Raw genomic sequence first — 17,247 nt, 5'->3', positions numbered from 1 at the left:
TTCTTGTTATAGCTTTCGGTTCAATCCCGGCTACTCACGTTTATGGCGCATCATATCACGCTCATCCCCGGCGACGGCATCGGCCCGGAAGTCACCGAAGCCACCGTCAAGGTTCTGGAAGCCACCGGCTGCTCATTCAATTGGGACGTACAGGACCAGGTGGGTGTCGCGGCCATGGACAGCCACGGGGTTCCACTTCCAGAAACGGTGCTGGAGTCCATCCGCACCAACCAGGTTGCCCTCAAAGGACCGGTCACGACGCCCGTAGGCAAGGGCTTCAAGAGCGTGAACGTGCAGTTGCGTCAGAAGCTGGACCTGTACGCGAACGTGCGGCCTGCCAAGTCACTTCCCGGCCTGGATACGCCGTTCAAGGACGTGGACATGGTGATCTTCCGGGAGAACACCGAGGGGCTTTATTCCGGGTTGGAGTCCTACGACGAGCGTCACGACATCGCCGATTCCATCGCCCGCATCTCCAAGGCCGGGTCCGAGCGCATTGTCCGGTTCGCGTTCGACTATGCCAAGCGGCAGGGGCGCCGGCAGGTGACGGTGGTGCACAAGGCAAACATCCTCAAGCTGACTTCCGGCATGTTTCTGCGGGTGGCGCGAGAGGTGGCTCCCGCGTACCCGTCTGTGGAGTTCAACGATCGCATTGTAGACAACATGTGCATGCAGCTCGTCGTGCGACCGCACAAGTACGACTGCATTGTCACCACTAACCTGTTCGGAGACATCCTGAGCGACCTGGCGGCCGGCCTGGTCGGCGGGCTGGGTGTTATCGCCGGCGCAAACATTGGCGACGAGTACGCCGTGTTCGAGGCGGTGCATGGATCGGCGCCTGACATTGCCGGGCAGAACAAGGCGAACCCGACCGCGCTGATCCGGTCCGCGGAAATGATGCTTCGGCACCTGGAAGAGTTCGCCGCAGCGGATGCCCTGCACGCCGGCCTGATCGATCACTACACCGAAGGCAAGCACCTGACCGGTGACCTCGGCGGCTCCGCTTCAACCACAGAATTTGCGGATCGGCTGGCCGACCGCGTAGCCACACACGCCTGACGATGATTCAGCGTATACAGACAGTCTGGCTTCTGCTGGGAGCCGTGGCCTGCGCCTACGGCGCCTGGATGCACTCTACCGCGCCTGGTTCGGCGGAGTGGGTGGCCACGGCTGCGTTGGCAGGCTTCAGTCTCGCGGGGCTGCTCGGAGTGGCAGCCATTTTCCTCTATCAGAACCGTGATACCCAGCGCAAGGTCGCTCTGGGGGCGCAGTATGTGGTGCTGCTGGCGCTTGGAGCGGCGGCATTTGGTCTGTGGCAGCATTCGCAGGCAGCCGACATGGCGGCGCTCACGACCACAGACTGGGTTTTTGTGGCACTCCCGCTGGTCGGCTTTGTGCTGTTCCGCCAGGGGCGACGCGGCGTGGAATCCGACATCAAGCTGCTCAAGTCGGTAGACCGGCTGCGATGACAGTCGGCGCGCCGGACGGCGAAGCCAAACCGGTTTGGGTGCTGCCCCTGGTGATGGCAGGGGTGCTCTGTTTTGCCGGCAGCGCAATTCTGGTGCGGTATGCTTCGGCAGCACCGGGTATGGCCGTAGCGGCTCTGCGCACGTCTTTCGCGATCCTGCTGTTGGCGCCTGTGGGCATCCCCGCCACCATGAAGGTGTGGCGCAACCTGGGCAGGAGGGATGTATGGCTGATCCTCGGAGCAGGGTTTCTGCTGGGCATCCACTTTGTGATGTGGATCAGTTCGATCTACTACACGAGCGTCGCTTCCGCTGCGGTCCTGGTCGCCACTGGCCCGATCTTCATGGCCCTGTTCGGTTTCCTGCTCCTCGGCGAACGAATCAGTCGGCGCACCACGCTGGCGATCTTCGCCGCCGTGGCGGGGAGCGTATTGCTGGGGCTGGCCGGCGGCAAGTCCAACCCACCGATTGACGGCAACCCGCTGCTCGGAAATGCGCTGGCCCTGGGTGCAGCCGTGGTGTGGGCGCTTTACCTGCTGATTGGACGGGTGGTTCGTCGGCGGGTCGATTGGTTGCCCTACGTCTTCCCGTTGTACGTGGTCGCCGGGCTCACGACTCTGGCTTTCGCAGTCGGCAGCGGCACGCCGCTGGGCGGCTACCCGATGCTCGTCTACCTGCTGTGCGTGGCCATGGCCGTATTTCCACAGATTCTCGGGCACGGCTCGTTCAATTACGCCGTGAAGTTCTACCCCGCCGCGTTCCTGGGGCTTGTGAGTCTGCTCGAACCGATTGGCGCTGCCGCGCTGGGATTGCTGCTGTTTGACGAATTGCCCGGACCCCTGGCCGTCGTCGGCATGGTGATCATTCTCGTGGCCGTCGGCAGTACCCTTACCGAGAAACCTGAAGTCGCTCCGGCGGCAGCTGACTGAAGCTGATCCTGCGCCTGGCGTAGTAGTGCCACGCGATGCTGCCGTGGAATGAGGGCCGGGCCTGGCCCGGGGGCGCCGGTTCGTAGAATGATTTCATCCGGTGAGCCTGGGCGAAAGCGGAGATCACCGCAGTCGCCGAACGCCATTCTCCACGCAGCAGAAAACGGATCACGGCCAGTGAGTCCAACACCAGTCTGCCTGCAAACGCCCGTCTGAATTCCGCCGGAGGCAGGTTCTTGTAGAGCATCAGCAGGCTGTTGCGGAAGTTGTAGCGGGTCTTGCGGGGCGATCCTTGCGCGAGGCTGCTGCCGCCCATGTGGTAGACCTTCGAGGCCGGCACGGCACGGACCCGAAATCCTGCTCTCTGCAGCCGCCAGCAGAGGTCGATTTCCTCCATGTGGAACTCAAACGCCTCATCCAGCAGGCCGACGGTGTCCAGTGCGCTTCGGCGCAGGAGCATGGCTGCACCGGTGGCCCAGAAGACATCGGCAGGTTCGTCATACTGCCCCAGGTCTTCCTCCAGATCGAAGAAGATGCGGCCTCGGGCAAACGGATACGCGAAGCGGTCCAAATGACCGCCGGCGGCACCCGCATACTCGAACAGGTGACGTTCGTCAAACTGGAGCACCTTGGGCTGCAGTGCAGCCACCTTCGGCTGGGCTTCTGCCTCATCGATCAGGTGATCCAGCCAATCGGGTTCGACCTCCACGTCGTTGTTCAGCAGCACCACGTAGGGGCTGTCGGTCTGCTCAATCGCGCGGTTATTGCCCGCACAGAATCCCAGGTTGCTGCCGTGCTCGATGACACGCACGGACGGATGGTGCTGCCGGACCCAGGTGACTGAGTCGTCGGTGGATCCGTTGTCGGCGAGAACGACTTCCACGTTCTCGTAGGCGGTCGCCACCACGCTCGGCAGGCACCGCTCCAGCAGGTGCCGCGCATTCCACGACACGATGATGACCGAGACCTGCGGCTTCAAAACAGGGAGGTCTGGGACTGGTCCTCGATTCCCAGGCGAAAGCTGCGCCGATGGTGCGGCGTAGGCCCAAGCCGTCTCAGGGCATCCAGGTGTTCGCCGCTGCCATAGCCGACATTGCGCTCCCAGCCATATTCCGGGTACTCGGCAGCCAACTCGGCCATCATGCGGTCACGGGCCACCTTGGCCACCACGGACGCGGCGGCAATGGAGACGCAGCGGGCATCGCCCTTGATCACCGTCTGTTGCGGACAGGACATCCCCGGAAGCGTCTGGTTGCCGTCTACCAACAGAAAGTCAGGTTGCGTGCCCAGCCCCTGCAGCGCACGCTGCATGGCCTGCAGCGAGGCCCGGAGGATATTCCACCGGTCGATCTCCTTGACCGTGCAGATGCCGACGCTCACGGCTGCCTGTTGCCGCAGGGCCGCATCGGCCGCTGTTCGGGCCTCCAGGGACATCTTCTTCGAGTCGGTCAGGCCCTCCAGAACGAAGCCGGCCGGCAGGATCGCCGCCGCCGCCACCACCGGGCCCGCCAGGCAACCACGGCCCACTTCGTCCACACCGGCCACCACGCCGTAGCCGGCGTCGCGCACGGCGCGCTCGAGGGCATCGTCTGCACATTCAGGGAGCGGCCCGTCCAGGGGAAGCAGTTCGAGGCCTGGCAGCATCAGGCCTCCGTGTACTGGTCCGGGAGGTCGTTCTCATACAGAACCACATCTCCGGAGGACGCAAGGGAAGCCAGAAGTTCGCGTGCCTCGAACAACGTGCCGACCACATGAATGCGCTCGGCCGGCATGCCAGCGTCCCGCAGTCCCTCAGAAATCGCTACGGTCCGCGCGGGGCCTACCAGGATTGCGTGATCTACGTGCCCGTGCATCGCGGCCCCGAAGGCCCGGTTTTCTTCGTATTCCCGGTCACCCAGTTCGACCATGCCCGGCGTGATGACGAATCGGGTACGCGGGGCGAAGGCCCCAAGCACCTCCACCGCATTGCGAGCCCCCACCGGGTTGCTGTTGAACGCATCGTCCAGCACCAGCAAGCCGCCTTCTTCGCGCAGGGCGAGCCGGTGCGGCACTGGGTCCTGGCGAGACAATGCTCGCGCTCCTGCGCGCAGCCGTATGCCCATCTGCCTGCCGACGGCGAGGGCCAGCAGCGCATTGCCCACGTTGTGCCGGCCCAGCAGGCGCATGGTGACGGGTACGACCTCATCGTCCGCGCGCACGGTGAATCGGGTGCCCTCAGCCCCGTAGTCCACCTCCGAGGCCACAAGATCGGCGGACGTTCCTCCCGTGGATACCGCCAGATGCCGAGTCTTGGAGGCAAACGCTTCGTAGTACGGGTCGTCGGCATTGAGCACAGCCGAACCACCCGGAAGCAGGAAATCGAGCAGCGACCCCTTCTCGCGGGCGATGGCGTCCTGGCTGCCCATGGTCTCCAGATGGGCGATGCCGATACCGGTGATCACGGCGACGTGGGGTCTGGCAATGGCACAGAGCTCGGCGATGTCGCCCGGATGCCGAATGCCCATCTCCAGCACCAATACCTGGTGGTGAGGCTTCAGGTCGTTGTTGATGACCTTGCAGATGCCCATGGGCGTGTTGAAGGATCCAGGCGTGGCCAGCACCTGATAGCGCTGGGCCAACACTTCCGCGACCGCAAATTTGACGCTGGTTTTGCCGTAGGAGCCTGTGATCGCGACGATGCGCAGATCGGGTCGGGAGGCGAGCTTGCGGCGGGCCTGTCGCTTGAAGCCCTCCCGGATGTACGCCTCGACGGGGGCCATCAGTGTCGCGCCGCCGAGCACCAGACCTGGTGCCAGCAGATCTGCCGCCAGCAATCCGGTCAGCCAGGCCGACCAAAAACCGGTTTGTAGGAGGGACAGGGTAACCGCGGGCAGCAACAGGGCCAGGAGTCCGGCTGTTACTGCCTCTCGCGTCATGCGGGGCGTCATGGCCAGCGGCTTCTTGGGCCGGTCTCTGCGGTACCGCCGGCTGGACGCAAAGCAGGCAGCCCACAGTAGAAGGAGCGCCCAGACAGGCAGTCCACCGAGCCAGTGCACGGCCAGCAGCACGGCGCCCAGAAGGTGGGAGAGACGCAGCCAGGCGTCGAACGGGCGCGCTCCGACCCAGCGCAGGAATCCAGAGCGCTTGTAACCCTCCAACTGGTGAATGTGCAGAAAGAACTGGAGCCTTCTGCCAATCCGCCACAGGGCAAAGCCCGACGCAAGCAGTGCGAGGGGTAGGATCATGCCGTCTCCTCCAGCTGATCCAGAAAGTGACGGGTGCCTGCATAGACAGTGGCCGGCTGGTCCAGGAAGCCGTAGTGGCCGGCTCCCTCAAGTGTGACCAGACCGATCTCCGGGATACCTGCCATGAGCACATCAATCTGGGCTTTCAGGATGGCCTGGTCTGCATCGCCCCAGAAGAGCAGGGTGGGCGCGGCGATGCGGTCCAGGCGCTCCTCGACGTACGTGTTGACCAGTTGCACGAAGGTCTCCCGCATGGGTCCTTCCAGTTTGCGGTAGTCGGACGAACCCAGAAGTCGCCAGACCAGCGAGTGCCGCAGCCAGTCCAGACCGGGCTCGCGCAGGAAGGTTGGCAGCGGCCGGAAGGGCGCCTTGAGCACGGTGGCTACCGTGCGCCGCACGTGGTAGGCCGCCGTTCGGGGACGACGCACACCGGAAGGGGAGATCAGTGTGAGTGACCGGATGAGGTGGGCGTAGCGGTCCGAACCGGCCATGTACAGGGCGATGCGGCCTCCGTTCGAGTGACCGATTACGTGCGCTGGCCCGACGAGGTGCCCGGCGACCGCCTCGGCGTGCGCCTCCATGTCCATCGATTCCGGGGGAGCGGCCGCGAGACCATGCCCCGGCAGATCCACATTAAGCACGCGGTACCGGTCTTCCAGCGATTGTGCAAAGCCCTGCATCACAGCCGCCGAACTACCCCAGCCGTGCAGGATCAGCACGGGCGGCCCCCCGGAAGGGCCTGAACTCATGACATGTAGCGGGCTCTCGGCCGGATCCTGCTGCAAAGGCGTGTCCCGCAAGGCGGGCATTGTGGTGTGTTTAGAAACCGTCTATCTTGAATGCCGTACCAGTGGAGATGCGGCAAGGACCCCCGGTGGGGTCCGCTTTCTACCCCCTCGCTACCCGCAGGCTGAACACAGGTTGTCGGGATTGCAGCCGGGCATCGGACAGATCCTGGATCGAGGCGGAAGATAGCGTTTTGTCCATTCCTGCGTGAATGACGAAGCCGCAATCCGGTATGTCGATGACAGTCGACCCCTAACTGGTCAACCCCGTGCAGGCCTTCCGTGCCGATGTGGTGCGTGGGACTGGCCAAAAACCGATACAGATGTCGGAAAAACGATTCGACGGGATCCTCGAACTGATCGGGGACAAGAAATTCGGCTTTATCCGCGAATTCCGATCGGATATGCCCAAGGGGGACTCCGATCCCTTTGTCGCACCCCAGATCATCAAGAAGTGGCGGCTTCGAGACGGCCTCCTGATGACCGGTGATCTCCGGCCGGGCCGGAAAGGCGACATGCAGGTGTCCCGCATTGACACCGTCATGGGCGTGCCTCTCGAGACCTGGACCAAGTTCAAGCGGTTCGAGTCCGGGCAGACCGTCTTCCCGGATGAAAAACTGAACCTGGTGACCAGTCCGCGCAACTTTACCATGCGCGTGGTCGACCTGTCCGCACCGCTCGGCAAGGGCCAGCGCGCCTTGATTGTGGCGCCCCCGAGGGCAGGCAAGACCTACATCCTCAAGGAAATGGCTGCGGCGATCACGGAGAACCATCCGGAGGTGGAGCTTGTGGCCCTGCTTGTAGACGAGCGACCGGAAGAGGTGACGGACATCAAGCGCACCACGAAGGCGACCGTCTTTGCATCCTCCAACGACCGGGAGGAGGACAACCACGTGCGTGTCGCCACACTGGCGCTGGCCTACGCCAAGCGGCTGGTCGAGATGAAGCGCGATGTGGTCATTCTGCTGGATTCGCTGACCCGCCTGGGCCGCACGTTCAACATGTTCATGGGCGGTAGCGGTCGCACGCTTTCGGGTGGTCTGGATGCCAACTCGCTCAAGATCCCACGCAAGATCTTCGGCGCAGCGCGCAACATCGAGGGTGGTGGATCCCTTACCATCGTGGCGACGGCGCTCATCGACACCGGCTCTCGTATGGATGAAGTGATCTTCCAGGAGTTCAAGGGCACTGGCAACGCGGAGATCGTGCTGGACCGGGAGATGGCGAACAAACGCATCTATCCGGCCATCAACCTGCGCAAGACGGGCACCCGGAATGAGGAGCTCCTCATTCCGAAGGACAAGATTGAGCAGCACCGCAGGCTCTTCCGTGTGCTGAACAGCCGCGGGCCCATCGATGCCATGCAGGCCCTGTTGCGACACATTCAGGGCAGTCGCACGAACGACGACCTGCTGGATCAGCTGATTCCGGCCGAGATGGACTGAGGCATCCACTGCTGCCGTACAGCGGGGCGTTACAGACTGCGCGCGAGCCGGCTCTAAGGGGTATGACCCCGTCGGCCATCAAAGACCTGCCACGCGAGCGGCTGCTCGAATCCGGTGCGCGACACCTGTCCGATGCCGAGCTGCTCGCCCTGCAGATCGGCTCCGGAACAGCGAGCCAGGCGGCCATCGAAGTGGGGCGACGGTTGCTTCGGCGTTTCGGTTCGCTGCGCCGCGTGTCCGGCGCAGATCCCCGGGAGTGGATGCAGGTGCGCGGAATAGGACCGGCGATTGCCGGTCGATTGGGTGCCGCCTTCGAGATCGGCCGCCGGGTGGCGGTGGAGCCGCTCGCCGAACGGCCCGTGATCCGCGGCCCGGAAGACATCGCACGCCTGAAGGCACCCCGCCTCAGAGACCTTACCCAGGAGGAATTCTCGGTCGTGCTGCTCAACATGGCCTCCCGCGTCATCGGAGAGTACCTCGTGAGCCGTGGTGGACTGGCCGCCTCCATTGTTGAGCCGCGCTCCGTGTTCAGGCAGGCCATCCTGCAGTCGGCGGCTTCCGTGATCTGCGTGCACAATCATCCATCGGGCAACCCGGAGCCGAGTGCGGAGGATGTGGCGGTGACGCGCCAGCTGGTGGATGCGGGAGCGATTGTGGGCATTCCGGTTCGGGATCACGTGATTGTGGCGGGGGACACGTTCACTTCGTTCGCGCGGAGGGGACTGGTATAGCGCCATGCCTGGGAGGAGGCGCCGGTCGCATAAGGCCGAGGCACCTTGCCCATCGCCCGTTTCCACCCGCATTTCAACGGAATGCGGGGCCAGAGAGGCTATTTTCCGCCGCTCGATCCAGCAACCGCATCGCTGCCACGCGCAGTAGTCTACATGGCCGACGTCCTCGACAAAATCGTTTCGCTGTCCAAGCGGAAGGGCTTCATTTTCCAGTCTTCCGAGGTGTACGGCGGCCTCGCGGCTACCTATGACTACGGGCCGCTCGGCGTCGAGCTGAAGCGAAACGTGACGCAGCGTTGGTGGAACGCGATGGTCTATCGGAACGACAACGTTGCGGGACTGGACGCCGCCATCCTGATGCACCCGACCGTGTGGAAAGCGTCCGGTCATGTGGACGCGTTCAATGATCCGATGATCGACGACAGGACGTCCAAGAATCGGTATCGCGCGGACCAGTTGATCGAGAATCACATCGAGCGGCTGCGAAAAAAAGGCAAGGACTCCGAAGCCGGGCGCGTCTATGAAGACCTGGTGGCTGCGCTTCATGCGGATGACGCCGCCAAGGCCCTGTACGACATCATTATTGCCGAGGAGATCAAGTCTCCGGACTCCGGCGTCGCCGACTGGACGGACGTGCGTCAGTTCAACCTGATGTTCGAGACGCGGCTCGGGGCGCTGGCCGGCGACAGCGACAAGGTGTATCTGCGGCCGGAGACGGCGCAGGGCATTTTCGTCAACTTCCACAATGTGCGCGAGTCGGCACGTATGCAGGTGCCGTTCGGCATCGCGCAGATCGGCAAGGCCTTCCGCAATGAGATTGTGGCCCGCCAGTTCATCTTCCGTATGCGCGAGTTCGAGCAGATGGAGATGCAGTACTTCGTAAAGCCGGGCGAGCAGAAGGAGGCGTTTGAGCTGTGGCGCGAACGTCGTATGCAGTGGCACCTGGACAACGGCATTCGTGCCGACAAGCTGCGCTGGCACGAACACGAGAAACTGGCGCACTACGCAGATGCGGCATTTGACGTGCAGTACGAGTTCCCGATCGGATGGCAGGAGGTGGAAGGCATCCACTCCCGCACCGACTTCGATCTGAAGGGGCACGAGGAGCACTCAGGCAAGAACCTGCACTACAGGGATCCGCACACCAACGAGAAGTACATCCCGTACGTCGTCGAGACGTCGGTGGGTCTGGACCGCACGGTTCTCATGCTCCTCTGTGAGGCGTATCGAGAGGAGCAGCTGGAGAAAGAGACCCGCACGGTGATGAAGTTTCACCCGGCCGTTGCACCGATCAAGGTGGCCATTTTTCCGCTCGTCAGGAAGGACGGCATGCCGGAAATGGCGCATCGGATCGAGGCGGACCTGCAGCAGCACTTCCTCTGTTCCTACGATGAGAAAGGCGCCGTGGGACGCCGCTATCGCCGCATGGACGAAGTCGGAACGCCGTTCTGCGTCACCGTGGACGGAGACTCCACGGCAGACGGCACCGTTACCGTGCGTGAGCGCGATTCCATGGAGCAGACCCGCATGCCGGCAGAAAAGGTCGCAGGGTTTGTGCTGGAGCGCATGAGTGCCTGGAAGGCCGACTAACGTGCGTAGTGTCCGGAAGTCGCTTGGACTTCTGGCGGTCGGCATGCTGGTGCTGGCGACTTCCGCCACCGCGCAGTTGCCCGAGCATGTGGTCGGCGCGGATGTCTCCTTCCTGACCCGCGTTGAAGAGGGCGGTGCATCCTTCTCTGCGATGGGGTCCGGCGTGGATCCCATCGCCCAGATGGTGTCCGAGGGATTCAACACCTTCCGGCTTCGGCTGTGGCACACGCCGGCGGGCGGCACGAACGGGCTTGCCTACACAACGGCCCTGGCGCAGCGCATCGTCGGGGCGGGCGGATCCTGGCTGCTGGACATCCACTACTCGGACTCCTGGGCCGATCCGGGCACGCAGACCCCACCGGCGGCGTGGGCGGGGCTCGATGTCGAGACCATGGCCGACAGTGTTCTGGCGTACACGAACCGGGTACTGCGACACCTGAGCGCCTCGGGCGTGTCGCCCGCGGCGGTGCAGATTGGGAACGAGATCACCAGTGGCATGCTCTGGGACGTGGCAAGGGTCGGCGGATCGTTCGACACACCGGCGTCCTGGGCAAGACTGGCTGAGGTGCTTCGGCATGCGCACAGTGCCGTGCGGGAGGTTCTGCCGGATGTCCCGGTGATTGTGCACATTGACCGCGGTGGTGATGCCGCGGGCACCCAGTGGTTTATGGACAATCTCACGGCGGCCGGATACACCCCGGACATGCTGGGTCTGTCATATTACCCATGGTGGCACGGCAGCCTGCAGGACTTGCGGGATACCCTGCAGCGCGTTTCCTCCCGGTATGGTGTGCCGGCCATCGTGCTGGAGACCGCCTACCCCTGGACGTTCTCCTGGTACGACAATACCCACAACCTGGTCGGAAGCGGGGCGTCCCTGCCGGACGGATATCCGGCGACGCCGGCCGGGCAGCGCGATTTCCTGGTCGCGTTGGATGAGACTGTGGCCTTGCAGTCCGGGCGCGGTTGGATCTACTGGGCTCCAGAGTGGATTGCGGCACCGGGTTTCGGAAGCAGTTGGGAGAACCTGGCGTTGTTTGACGAGGATGGGGCCTGGCACCACGCCGAGCGACTGACGGGCGTCGAGGCCACGCCCGGGCAACCGGCCTGGTCCGTCTATCCCAACCCTTCTGCGGGACTTCCGCAATCTACCTGTCCGGAGCACCTGGAAGTGTTCGACCTGCAGGGGCGACCGGTGTCCAGCGTCGCATTGGCGGCGGGGGTCTATGTGGCGCGGTGCGGAAACCTGCCCCGGAAACTGTTCGTCGTGCAGTAGCCGGGGCTGACCGGTTAGTCGACCTCAGCCGGTATGCGCATCGTCTGGCTGACACCCGCATACAGGCCCTCCAACCGTTCCAGGTCCCGCGGCTCCGTCAGGCTATCCCGACCGACCCGAACAAGCGCTGCAGCCTGTTCCCGAACGGCCTGGGCGTCTTCGGCTCGTCGAACCTCACCGGCGAGGGTAGCCAGCATGCGCATCAAATCCTGAATGGTCTGGGCGCTTCCGGCTGTGTGTGGCCGGATCCCGTCGCAAGCCCGATGGAGGAGGTGCTGGAAGTCCCGGAGCGGTGCCCAGACACGAGGTACGCCCTCCGCGTCGAGCCGGACTGCCGACGGGCGCCTTCTTCGGCCGGCGCGCACAAGCCCGGACGTCAGCCGATCCAGGCATCGGGCGGCCGTGAACGGGTCATTTACCCCCGGCGACAGCGCACGCACGGCCATTTCCACCAACTGGTCCAGCGGGAACGAGGGGTCCTGCAGGGTCGTGCGCTCCCGGCCAAGGATGAACCCCTTCCGAAGGGCACGCAGCGTCTCGTCATCGGGCCGTGGATGGATTACCGCAACGGGAACGCCGGCAATCACATAGTCTCCGGGCGCTGTCAGGAGCTTGATGCGCAGGTCGGCCTCACGTGCTATCTGAAGATGCTCCTCGGCATCAATCGCCTGCAGATAGCCGTCCCGTTCCAGGCACACGGTGGACCGATTCCGGTCCCCGGTCGCCGAGAAGCGTGCTGCAACCGCATCGAAATCCTCTTCCTCCGGATCGGTGTCCCCATCCGGATCGCCGAGATGCTCTGGAAACAGCATGTCCACCTGGTCCACAAACTCTTCGCCGACCCGGGCCACCACGTGGTCCGCCTGGATGGAGATGGCCACGTGGTGGATGAAGTAGATCAGCACGCCCATCGCCCCCACGGCGCCGACGATGGACAGCGTCACGGCCAGGTCGGGTACGAAAGCCGCGTCGCCTTCACCGAATCGGATGCTGCGCAGAACCAGCAGGCAGTAGAGGAACGTGGCGACAAACGTTCCGAGCACCACCTGATTGGTGGTATCCCGCATGAAGTTGCGCAGGAGGCGCGGACCGAACTGGCCGGACGCCAGCGAGAGCGCCACGAGCGTCATGGAAAACACCACGCCCGCAATCGTGATCATGCCGCTGGATATCCCGGACAGGACAGACGAGGCCCCCTCCGGCGTGCCGGTGTAGATCATGGGCAGCCTGTGCAGCCACGCCAGGCTCTCCGATCGGTCGAGGCTGACGATGCCCGAGGCAAGGCCGGCCGCCGCCAGGGTCATCACGGCGGGCACGAACCAGAAGCTCGATCGCAGGCGGTCCCAGTACTTGAGCAAATTCACAGGCGCGCAAACAGGTACCCGTGAGAATACGGGTGGCCGCGATGGGTAGTGGCGACGATCTTGCGGGATGCCTCTCTACCTGGAACCCGCCCTCTGGAGCCTTGCCGCAGCCTGGCTTTACGTGACGCTGGTCTGGCTGCTCAGTCTGCGCCTGAAGGACTCGGGCATCATGGACATCTTCTGGGGGCCGGGTTTTGTGCTGGCGGTCGGCCTGGCGGCCTGGCTGCAGCCCGGCGTGGAGGCCCGGATCTGGCTGGTGCTGGTTCCACTTGGTGTATGGGCGATGCGACTTGCGGCGCACATCGGCCGGCGCAATCTGGGCGAACCGGAAGACGCGCGCTACAACAAGTGGCGGCGGGAGTCTGGAGCGAAGTGGTGGTGGTGGAGCTATTTCAAGGTATTCCTGCTCCAGGGGGGCATCCTGTGGACCGTATCGCTGCCTCTGCAGGCCGCGGTCACGTGGCAGATGCCGACGGTCCTGACGGGACTCGACCTGGTCGGTGCGCTGATTTTCGTGACCGGCCTGGGCATCGAGGCCGTGGCTGACCGGCAGCTGGCGTCGTTCAAGAGCGACCCTGAACGCAGCGGAGTGCTGGACACGGGCCTGTGGCGATACAGTCGCCACCCCAACTACTTCGGTGAATGCGTGATCTGGCTCGGCGTGGCTTTCTGGAGCATCAATCTGCCCGGGGGATGGATGCTGCTGTTCGCCCCGGCCCTGATGATCTGGCTGGTGATCCGCGTATCCGGCGTCGCCATGCTGGACCGGCACCTGGAATCAAGCAAGCCGGGATACGCCGACTACATGGCTCGCACGAGTGCCTTCATTCCCATGCCACCGCGATCAAAAACGGGGAGGGACTGAGCCGAACGTTGCGTCGATCCAGTCCTGGATTTCGGCGCACGAGTCCCTGAAGGCCTGCATGCGTTCCTCCCGGCTTTCTGTGACATCAGACGGGTCAGCGAACGCCCGGTGCACGCGGCCACTGCGCGCCGGTACGTAGGGGCACGCCTCTTTGGCCGCGTCGCACACCGTCACGACATAGTCCGGCACGGCATCGCCGAGGTCATCGACGGTCTTGGAGTAATGGCCGGACGCATCGATCCCCAATTCCTCGAGGGCCTGGGCGGCTTCGGGCTTGACCCGCGTGGCCTCGGTGCCGGCGCTCAAGGCCTCATAACGCTCGCCGTGTCGTGCGCGCAGGAGGCCTTCTGCCATTTGGGACCTGGCAGAATTGTGTGTGCAGACAAACAGGACAGATGGTTTGCTCAAAACGGGACGGGGGACAGTTGGATGACTCAAGCTAGCGTGCCGGTGTAACCTTTGTGTTACCAGCACGTCTTGTCTCTGTATTCCTTACAAACACGAAAATATAGTCTGCCATGACCCTGGGTGCGTTTGAGGAACTGGTACTGCTGGCGGTGTGCGGCCTGCGTGACGGGGCATATGCAGTCCCCATCCAGCAGGAAATCACGGAGCGCGGCAAACGGGAGGCATCCATGGGATCGGTCTATGCCACGCTGGATCGCCTTGAGAAGAAGGGGCTGCTCAGAAGCCGCATGGGGCCGTCTCTCGGCCGGCCCGGCGGCAAGGCTCGCCGGTTTTACGAGCCCACCGGAACGGGGCTGGCGGCGCTGTCGACAACACGGGCGAGCAGGGAAGGGCTCGTGGCGCGGCTAACGCCCGAGATGGCAGGCAGACTTGGGTACAGCCTATGAAACGCTCTGAGAGACCTCCCGGCTGGGCCCGGTGGCTGCTCGAGGCCATTGTTGCCGGTGACCGCGCCGCCGAAATGGCGGACGAACTGGAAGAGTTGTTTGCCATTCGCCTTGACCGGACCGGGCGTTCCGCGGCGACGCGCGCCTATGTACGGGACGTGCTCTCCATCTGCATGAGGCCCCGCTTCTGGCGGCGCAGCCGCCGTTCCCTGAGCCAGCGGGTGTCGGCCCAGGCAGCCCTGATGCGCTATGAGTTTGTGTTTGCAGGCAGGCTAATGCGCAAGCGCGCCGGATTTGCCTTCCTGAACGCGGGCGGCCTGGCCGTCGGGTTGGTCTGCGCCCAGTTCATCGGCCTTTACGTGCGCCACGAACTGGCTTATGACCGACATCACGAGCGTGCCGACGCCATGTACCGCGTCACCGCTCGTTTTGAAAGCAATGACCGGCACTGGGCACCCATCGGCCCGCCTGTGGGGGAGGCCCTGCAGGCCGAGTTTCCCCAGATTGAAACCATGGTCCGGTTCTTTCCGACGGAATCGCCAGCCGTTGTCGGCCCGCCGGGCAGCCAGGTTGAGGTGCGCCTGGCGGGCTTCGCGGATGCGGACTACTTCGAGATGTTCTCCCACCAGTTCGTTGCCGGAGACCCGAGCACTGCCCTGGATGAGTTCGGCGAAGCCGTCATCAGTCGGAGCGTGGCGATGGCCGCCTTCGGCCGAACGGATGTGGTTGGGGAGGATCTACCCCTCGCAGGGTTTCCGCCGGCTCGCATCTCCGCCGTCATCGAGGATTCCCGGCCCACCACGCACATGCCGGTCGAGTTGGTGATGGCCATGTCCACGTTCTACCGGGGGAACGAGGAGTGGCTGGCCTCTGCGCGCACCTGGTCCGCGTTTCTGACCTATGTCCGGCTGCAGGAGGCGGGGGATCTGCCCGTGCTTGAAGCCGCCCTGCCGGCCTTCATCGATCGGTTTTTCGAAGGCGTGGGAGAGGGCCGACCCTCCGAGTCGGCCAGCCTGGTCCTGCAGCCGGTGCCGGATATCCACCTGGCCCGGGGGCTTGAGAAGGAGTACCTGGCAGGGAGCGACATGCGCTACGTGCGCACCTTCAGTCTGGTGGCGGTTCTGGTGCTTTTGATCGCTGCCTTCAATTTTGTAAACCTTGCCACGGCAAAGGCCGCCCTGCGTCGCATGGAGATCGGCGTACGAAAAACTTTCGGAGCCGGAAGGGTGCAACTGGTGCGGCAGTTTCTGATCGAAAGCGCCTTGTTCGCGCTGGCCGCGTTCCTGGTCTCCGTGCTACTGTCGCTGGCGGTCCTGCCGCTGTTTCAGCAGGTCTCCGGCATCTCCGTACCCATTGAGTCGCTGCTCGCAGCCCCGGTCATTCTGACCCTGGCGGGTGTCTCGCTGCTGGTAGGGTTGTTGGCGGGCGCCTATCCAGCGCTGGTGCTCGCCCGGTTTCGTCCGGCCAGGGCCGCGGGTAAGGGCGCAACACCGGTCGGCGGCACGGCGCTGCGCAAAACCCTGGTAACGGTTCAGTTCGCGCTCTGCGTCACCCTGCTTGTCAGCTCAGCGGTCGTCTGGAGTCAACTTTCGTATCTGCGAACGGCTGAACTTGGCTTTGATCAGGAGCACGTGCTGCGAATCGGCCTGTCCACGCCGGGGGCCAGAGCGATGACGGAGGGCCCCGAAGTATTTCGGGACCGCCTGGAGCAGATTCCGGGTATCCTGGCTGTATCGCAGGCTTCTGATACGCCGGGAAGCAGGTACAGCATCGAGCCCATGCGGCTCCGTGGCTCCGATGAGTCGCACCTGATGCGAGTGGCCTGGCGGGCCGACCATGCGTACCCGGAGGCGTTGGGTTTGCAGTTCGTCGCGGGCAGGAGCTTTCGCGACTCGGCCCCGAGGGATACGGCCGCCTGGGTGTTGAACGAATCCGCCGCAGCTCTGCTGGGGGGCAACCAAATCGTCGGGCAGGAGCTGATCTGGGGTAACTACCAGGCCCCCGTGGTGGGCGTGGTGAGAAACTTCAATTTTGCGTCCCTGCACGCCGAGGTGGAGCCGCTTGTTATTCCGCTCCGGCCGGGTCAGGGGGGCAACGTGTTGCTGCGATTTGCGGGCGACGACCGACAGCATCTGCTCGCATCGGCGCGCCAGGCCATGACCGAACTGTTGCCGGGAGAGTATCTCTCGTATTCGTTTGTGCAGGGAGAGATTGAGGCGCTCTATCGCAGGGAAGACACGCTGAGGGCCATCATTGGAGTGTTTGCTGTGCTGGCGATACTCGTGGCATGCCTGGGCCTGTTTGGGCTGGCCGCCCATTCGGCAGCCCGCCGCACCCGCGAAATCGGAATCCGAAAAGTGCTGGGTGCCAGCTCGGTCGGCATCGTGGGACTGCTCTCCAGAGAGTACAGCCTGCAGCTGGCCGTCGGGCTGGTACTGGCCGTCCCGCTCGCCTGGCTGCCCATGGCTCGGTGGCTCGACACATTCGCATATCGGATTTCGCTGTCACCCTGGTTCTTTGTGGCCGCGGGCGCGGGTGCGCTGATCGTCGCATTGGCTACCGTGGCCGGGCAAGCCTTGCTGGCGGCGCGGCTGGATCCGGTGCGCACGCTGCGGAGCGAGTAGGGCGGGGATCCCCGGGGGGGGGCAGCCTGCACGTGAACTCCGCGGAACGCCACACCCGGCCGGCAGTATCGCCAACGCACCATTCAGCCCCCCC

The 17,247-nt window shown here is 64.1% G+C and carries 16 protein-coding genes; 10 read left to right on the top strand and 6 right to left on the bottom strand.

Annotated features, from left to right (window positions below):
- Positions 1 to 42: 42 nt before the first annotated feature.
- From JJ896_13235 to JJ896_13225, 3 genes are read left to right on the top strand one after another with little or no spacing between them, the layout of a single operon-like run.
- On the top strand, positions 43 to 1,059 hold the full coding sequence (locus tag JJ896_13235; GenBank protein ID MBO6780610.1) for an isocitrate/isopropylmalate dehydrogenase family protein: 1,017 nt from the start codon (positions 43 to 45) through the stop codon (positions 1,057 to 1,059).
- 2 nt (positions 1,060 to 1,061) lie between these two features.
- Complete coding sequence (locus JJ896_13230) at positions 1,062 to 1,469, top strand: DUF4293 family protein (GenBank protein MBO6780609.1); 408 nt, start codon at positions 1,062 to 1,064, stop codon at positions 1,467 to 1,469.
- A complete protein-coding gene (locus tag JJ896_13225) occupies positions 1,466 to 2,395 on the top strand; it encodes a DMT family transporter (protein ID MBO6780608.1) in 930 nt (309 codons plus the stop codon). Before JJ896_13230 ends, JJ896_13225 begins: the two co-directional genes overlap by 4 nt.
- Here JJ896_13225 and JJ896_13220 read toward each other — a convergent pair.
- Genes JJ896_13220 through JJ896_13205 form a run of 4 tightly spaced genes read right to left on the bottom strand, consistent with a single transcriptional unit; the run spans position 2,355 to position 6,368 of the window.
- A complete protein-coding gene (locus tag JJ896_13220) occupies positions 2,355 to 3,374 on the bottom strand; it encodes a glycosyltransferase family 2 protein (protein MBO6780607.1) in 1,020 nt (339 codons plus the stop codon). The genes JJ896_13225 and JJ896_13220 overlap by 41 nt on opposite strands.
- Positions 3,371 to 4,039 (bottom strand): ribonuclease HII, encoded by a 669-nt coding sequence (locus JJ896_13215; protein ID MBO6780606.1) that lies wholly within the window; start codon positions 4,037 to 4,039, stop codon positions 3,371 to 3,373. The genes JJ896_13220 and JJ896_13215 overlap by 4 nt, the downstream gene beginning before the upstream one ends.
- Entirely contained in the window at positions 4,039 to 5,619 is a 1,581-nt protein-coding gene (locus tag JJ896_13210; protein ID MBO6780605.1) for a UDP-N-acetylmuramoyl-tripeptide--D-alanyl-D-alanine ligase, read from the bottom strand. Before JJ896_13210 ends, JJ896_13215 begins: the two co-directional genes overlap by 1 nt.
- Positions 5,616 to 6,368, bottom strand: a complete 753-nt coding sequence (locus JJ896_13205; protein MBO6780604.1) for an alpha/beta fold hydrolase — start codon at positions 6,366 to 6,368, stop codon at positions 5,616 to 5,618. The genes JJ896_13210 and JJ896_13205 overlap by 4 nt, the downstream gene beginning before the upstream one ends.
- A 359-nt stretch (positions 6,369 to 6,727) precedes the next feature.
- On the opposite strand from JJ896_13205, the gene rho reads away from it, so the two are divergent.
- The 4 genes from rho (at position 6,728) to JJ896_13185 (ending at position 11,446) form a co-directional block, all read left to right on the top strand.
- Positions 6,728 to 7,849, top strand: coding sequence for a transcription termination factor Rho (gene rho / locus JJ896_13200; GenBank protein ID MBO6780603.1), 1,122 nt, complete (start codon positions 6,728 to 6,730; stop codon positions 7,847 to 7,849).
- Between the two features lie 62 nt (positions 7,850 to 7,911).
- Positions 7,912 to 8,580, top strand: a complete 669-nt coding sequence (gene radC / locus JJ896_13195) for a DNA repair protein RadC (protein ID MBO6780602.1) — start codon at positions 7,912 to 7,914, stop codon at positions 8,578 to 8,580.
- A 153-nt stretch (positions 8,581 to 8,733) separates the two neighbouring features.
- The gene (locus JJ896_13190) at positions 8,734 to 10,170 is read left to right on the top strand and encodes a glycine--tRNA ligase (protein ID MBO6780601.1); all 1,437 of its coding nucleotides are present in this window, start codon (positions 8,734 to 8,736) and stop codon (positions 10,168 to 10,170) included.
- A gap of 1 nt (position 10,171) precedes the next feature.
- Entirely contained in the window at positions 10,172 to 11,446 is a 1,275-nt protein-coding gene (locus tag JJ896_13185) for a glycosyl hydrolase 53 family protein (GenBank protein MBO6780600.1), read from the top strand.
- 14 nt (positions 11,447 to 11,460) lie between these two features.
- On the opposite strand, the gene JJ896_13180 is transcribed toward JJ896_13185, so the two are convergent.
- Entirely contained in the window at positions 11,461 to 12,810 is a 1,350-nt protein-coding gene (locus tag JJ896_13180) for a DUF2254 domain-containing protein (GenBank protein ID MBO6780599.1), read from the bottom strand.
- Positions 12,811 to 12,877: 67 nt separating this feature from the next.
- Between JJ896_13180 and JJ896_13175 the strand changes: the two genes are divergently transcribed.
- Positions 12,878 to 13,675 carry a DUF1295 domain-containing protein gene (locus JJ896_13175; protein ID MBO6780598.1) on the top strand — a complete coding sequence of 266 codons (798 nt, stop codon included), beginning with the start codon at positions 12,878 to 12,880 and terminating at the stop codon, positions 13,673 to 13,675.
- Here the strand turns inward: JJ896_13175 and JJ896_13170 are convergent.
- Positions 13,655 to 14,029 carry an arsenate reductase ArsC gene (locus JJ896_13170; GenBank protein MBO6780597.1) on the bottom strand — a complete coding sequence of 125 codons (375 nt, stop codon included), beginning with the start codon at positions 14,027 to 14,029 and terminating at the stop codon, positions 13,655 to 13,657. The genes JJ896_13175 and JJ896_13170 overlap by 21 nt on opposite strands.
- A gap of 164 nt (positions 14,030 to 14,193) precedes the next feature.
- Between JJ896_13170 and JJ896_13165 the strand changes: the two genes are divergently transcribed.
- Entirely contained in the window at positions 14,194 to 14,529 is a 336-nt protein-coding gene (locus tag JJ896_13165; protein ID MBO6780596.1) for a helix-turn-helix transcriptional regulator, read from the top strand.
- Positions 14,526 to 17,153 carry an ABC transporter permease gene (locus JJ896_13160; protein ID MBO6780595.1) on the top strand — a complete coding sequence of 876 codons (2,628 nt, stop codon included), beginning with the start codon at positions 14,526 to 14,528 and terminating at the stop codon, positions 17,151 to 17,153. Before JJ896_13165 ends, JJ896_13160 begins: the two co-directional genes overlap by 4 nt.
- Positions 17,154 to 17,247 lie beyond the last annotated feature (94 nt).

The organism is Rhodothermales bacterium (assembly GCA_017643395.1).
In the GTDB taxonomy this organism is placed as follows: Bacteria; Bacteroidota; Rhodothermia; order Rhodothermales; family UBA10348; genus JABDJZ01.
Note: the sequence above shows the minus strand (reverse complement) of the source record. Positions and strands in the feature narration are given on the sequence as shown.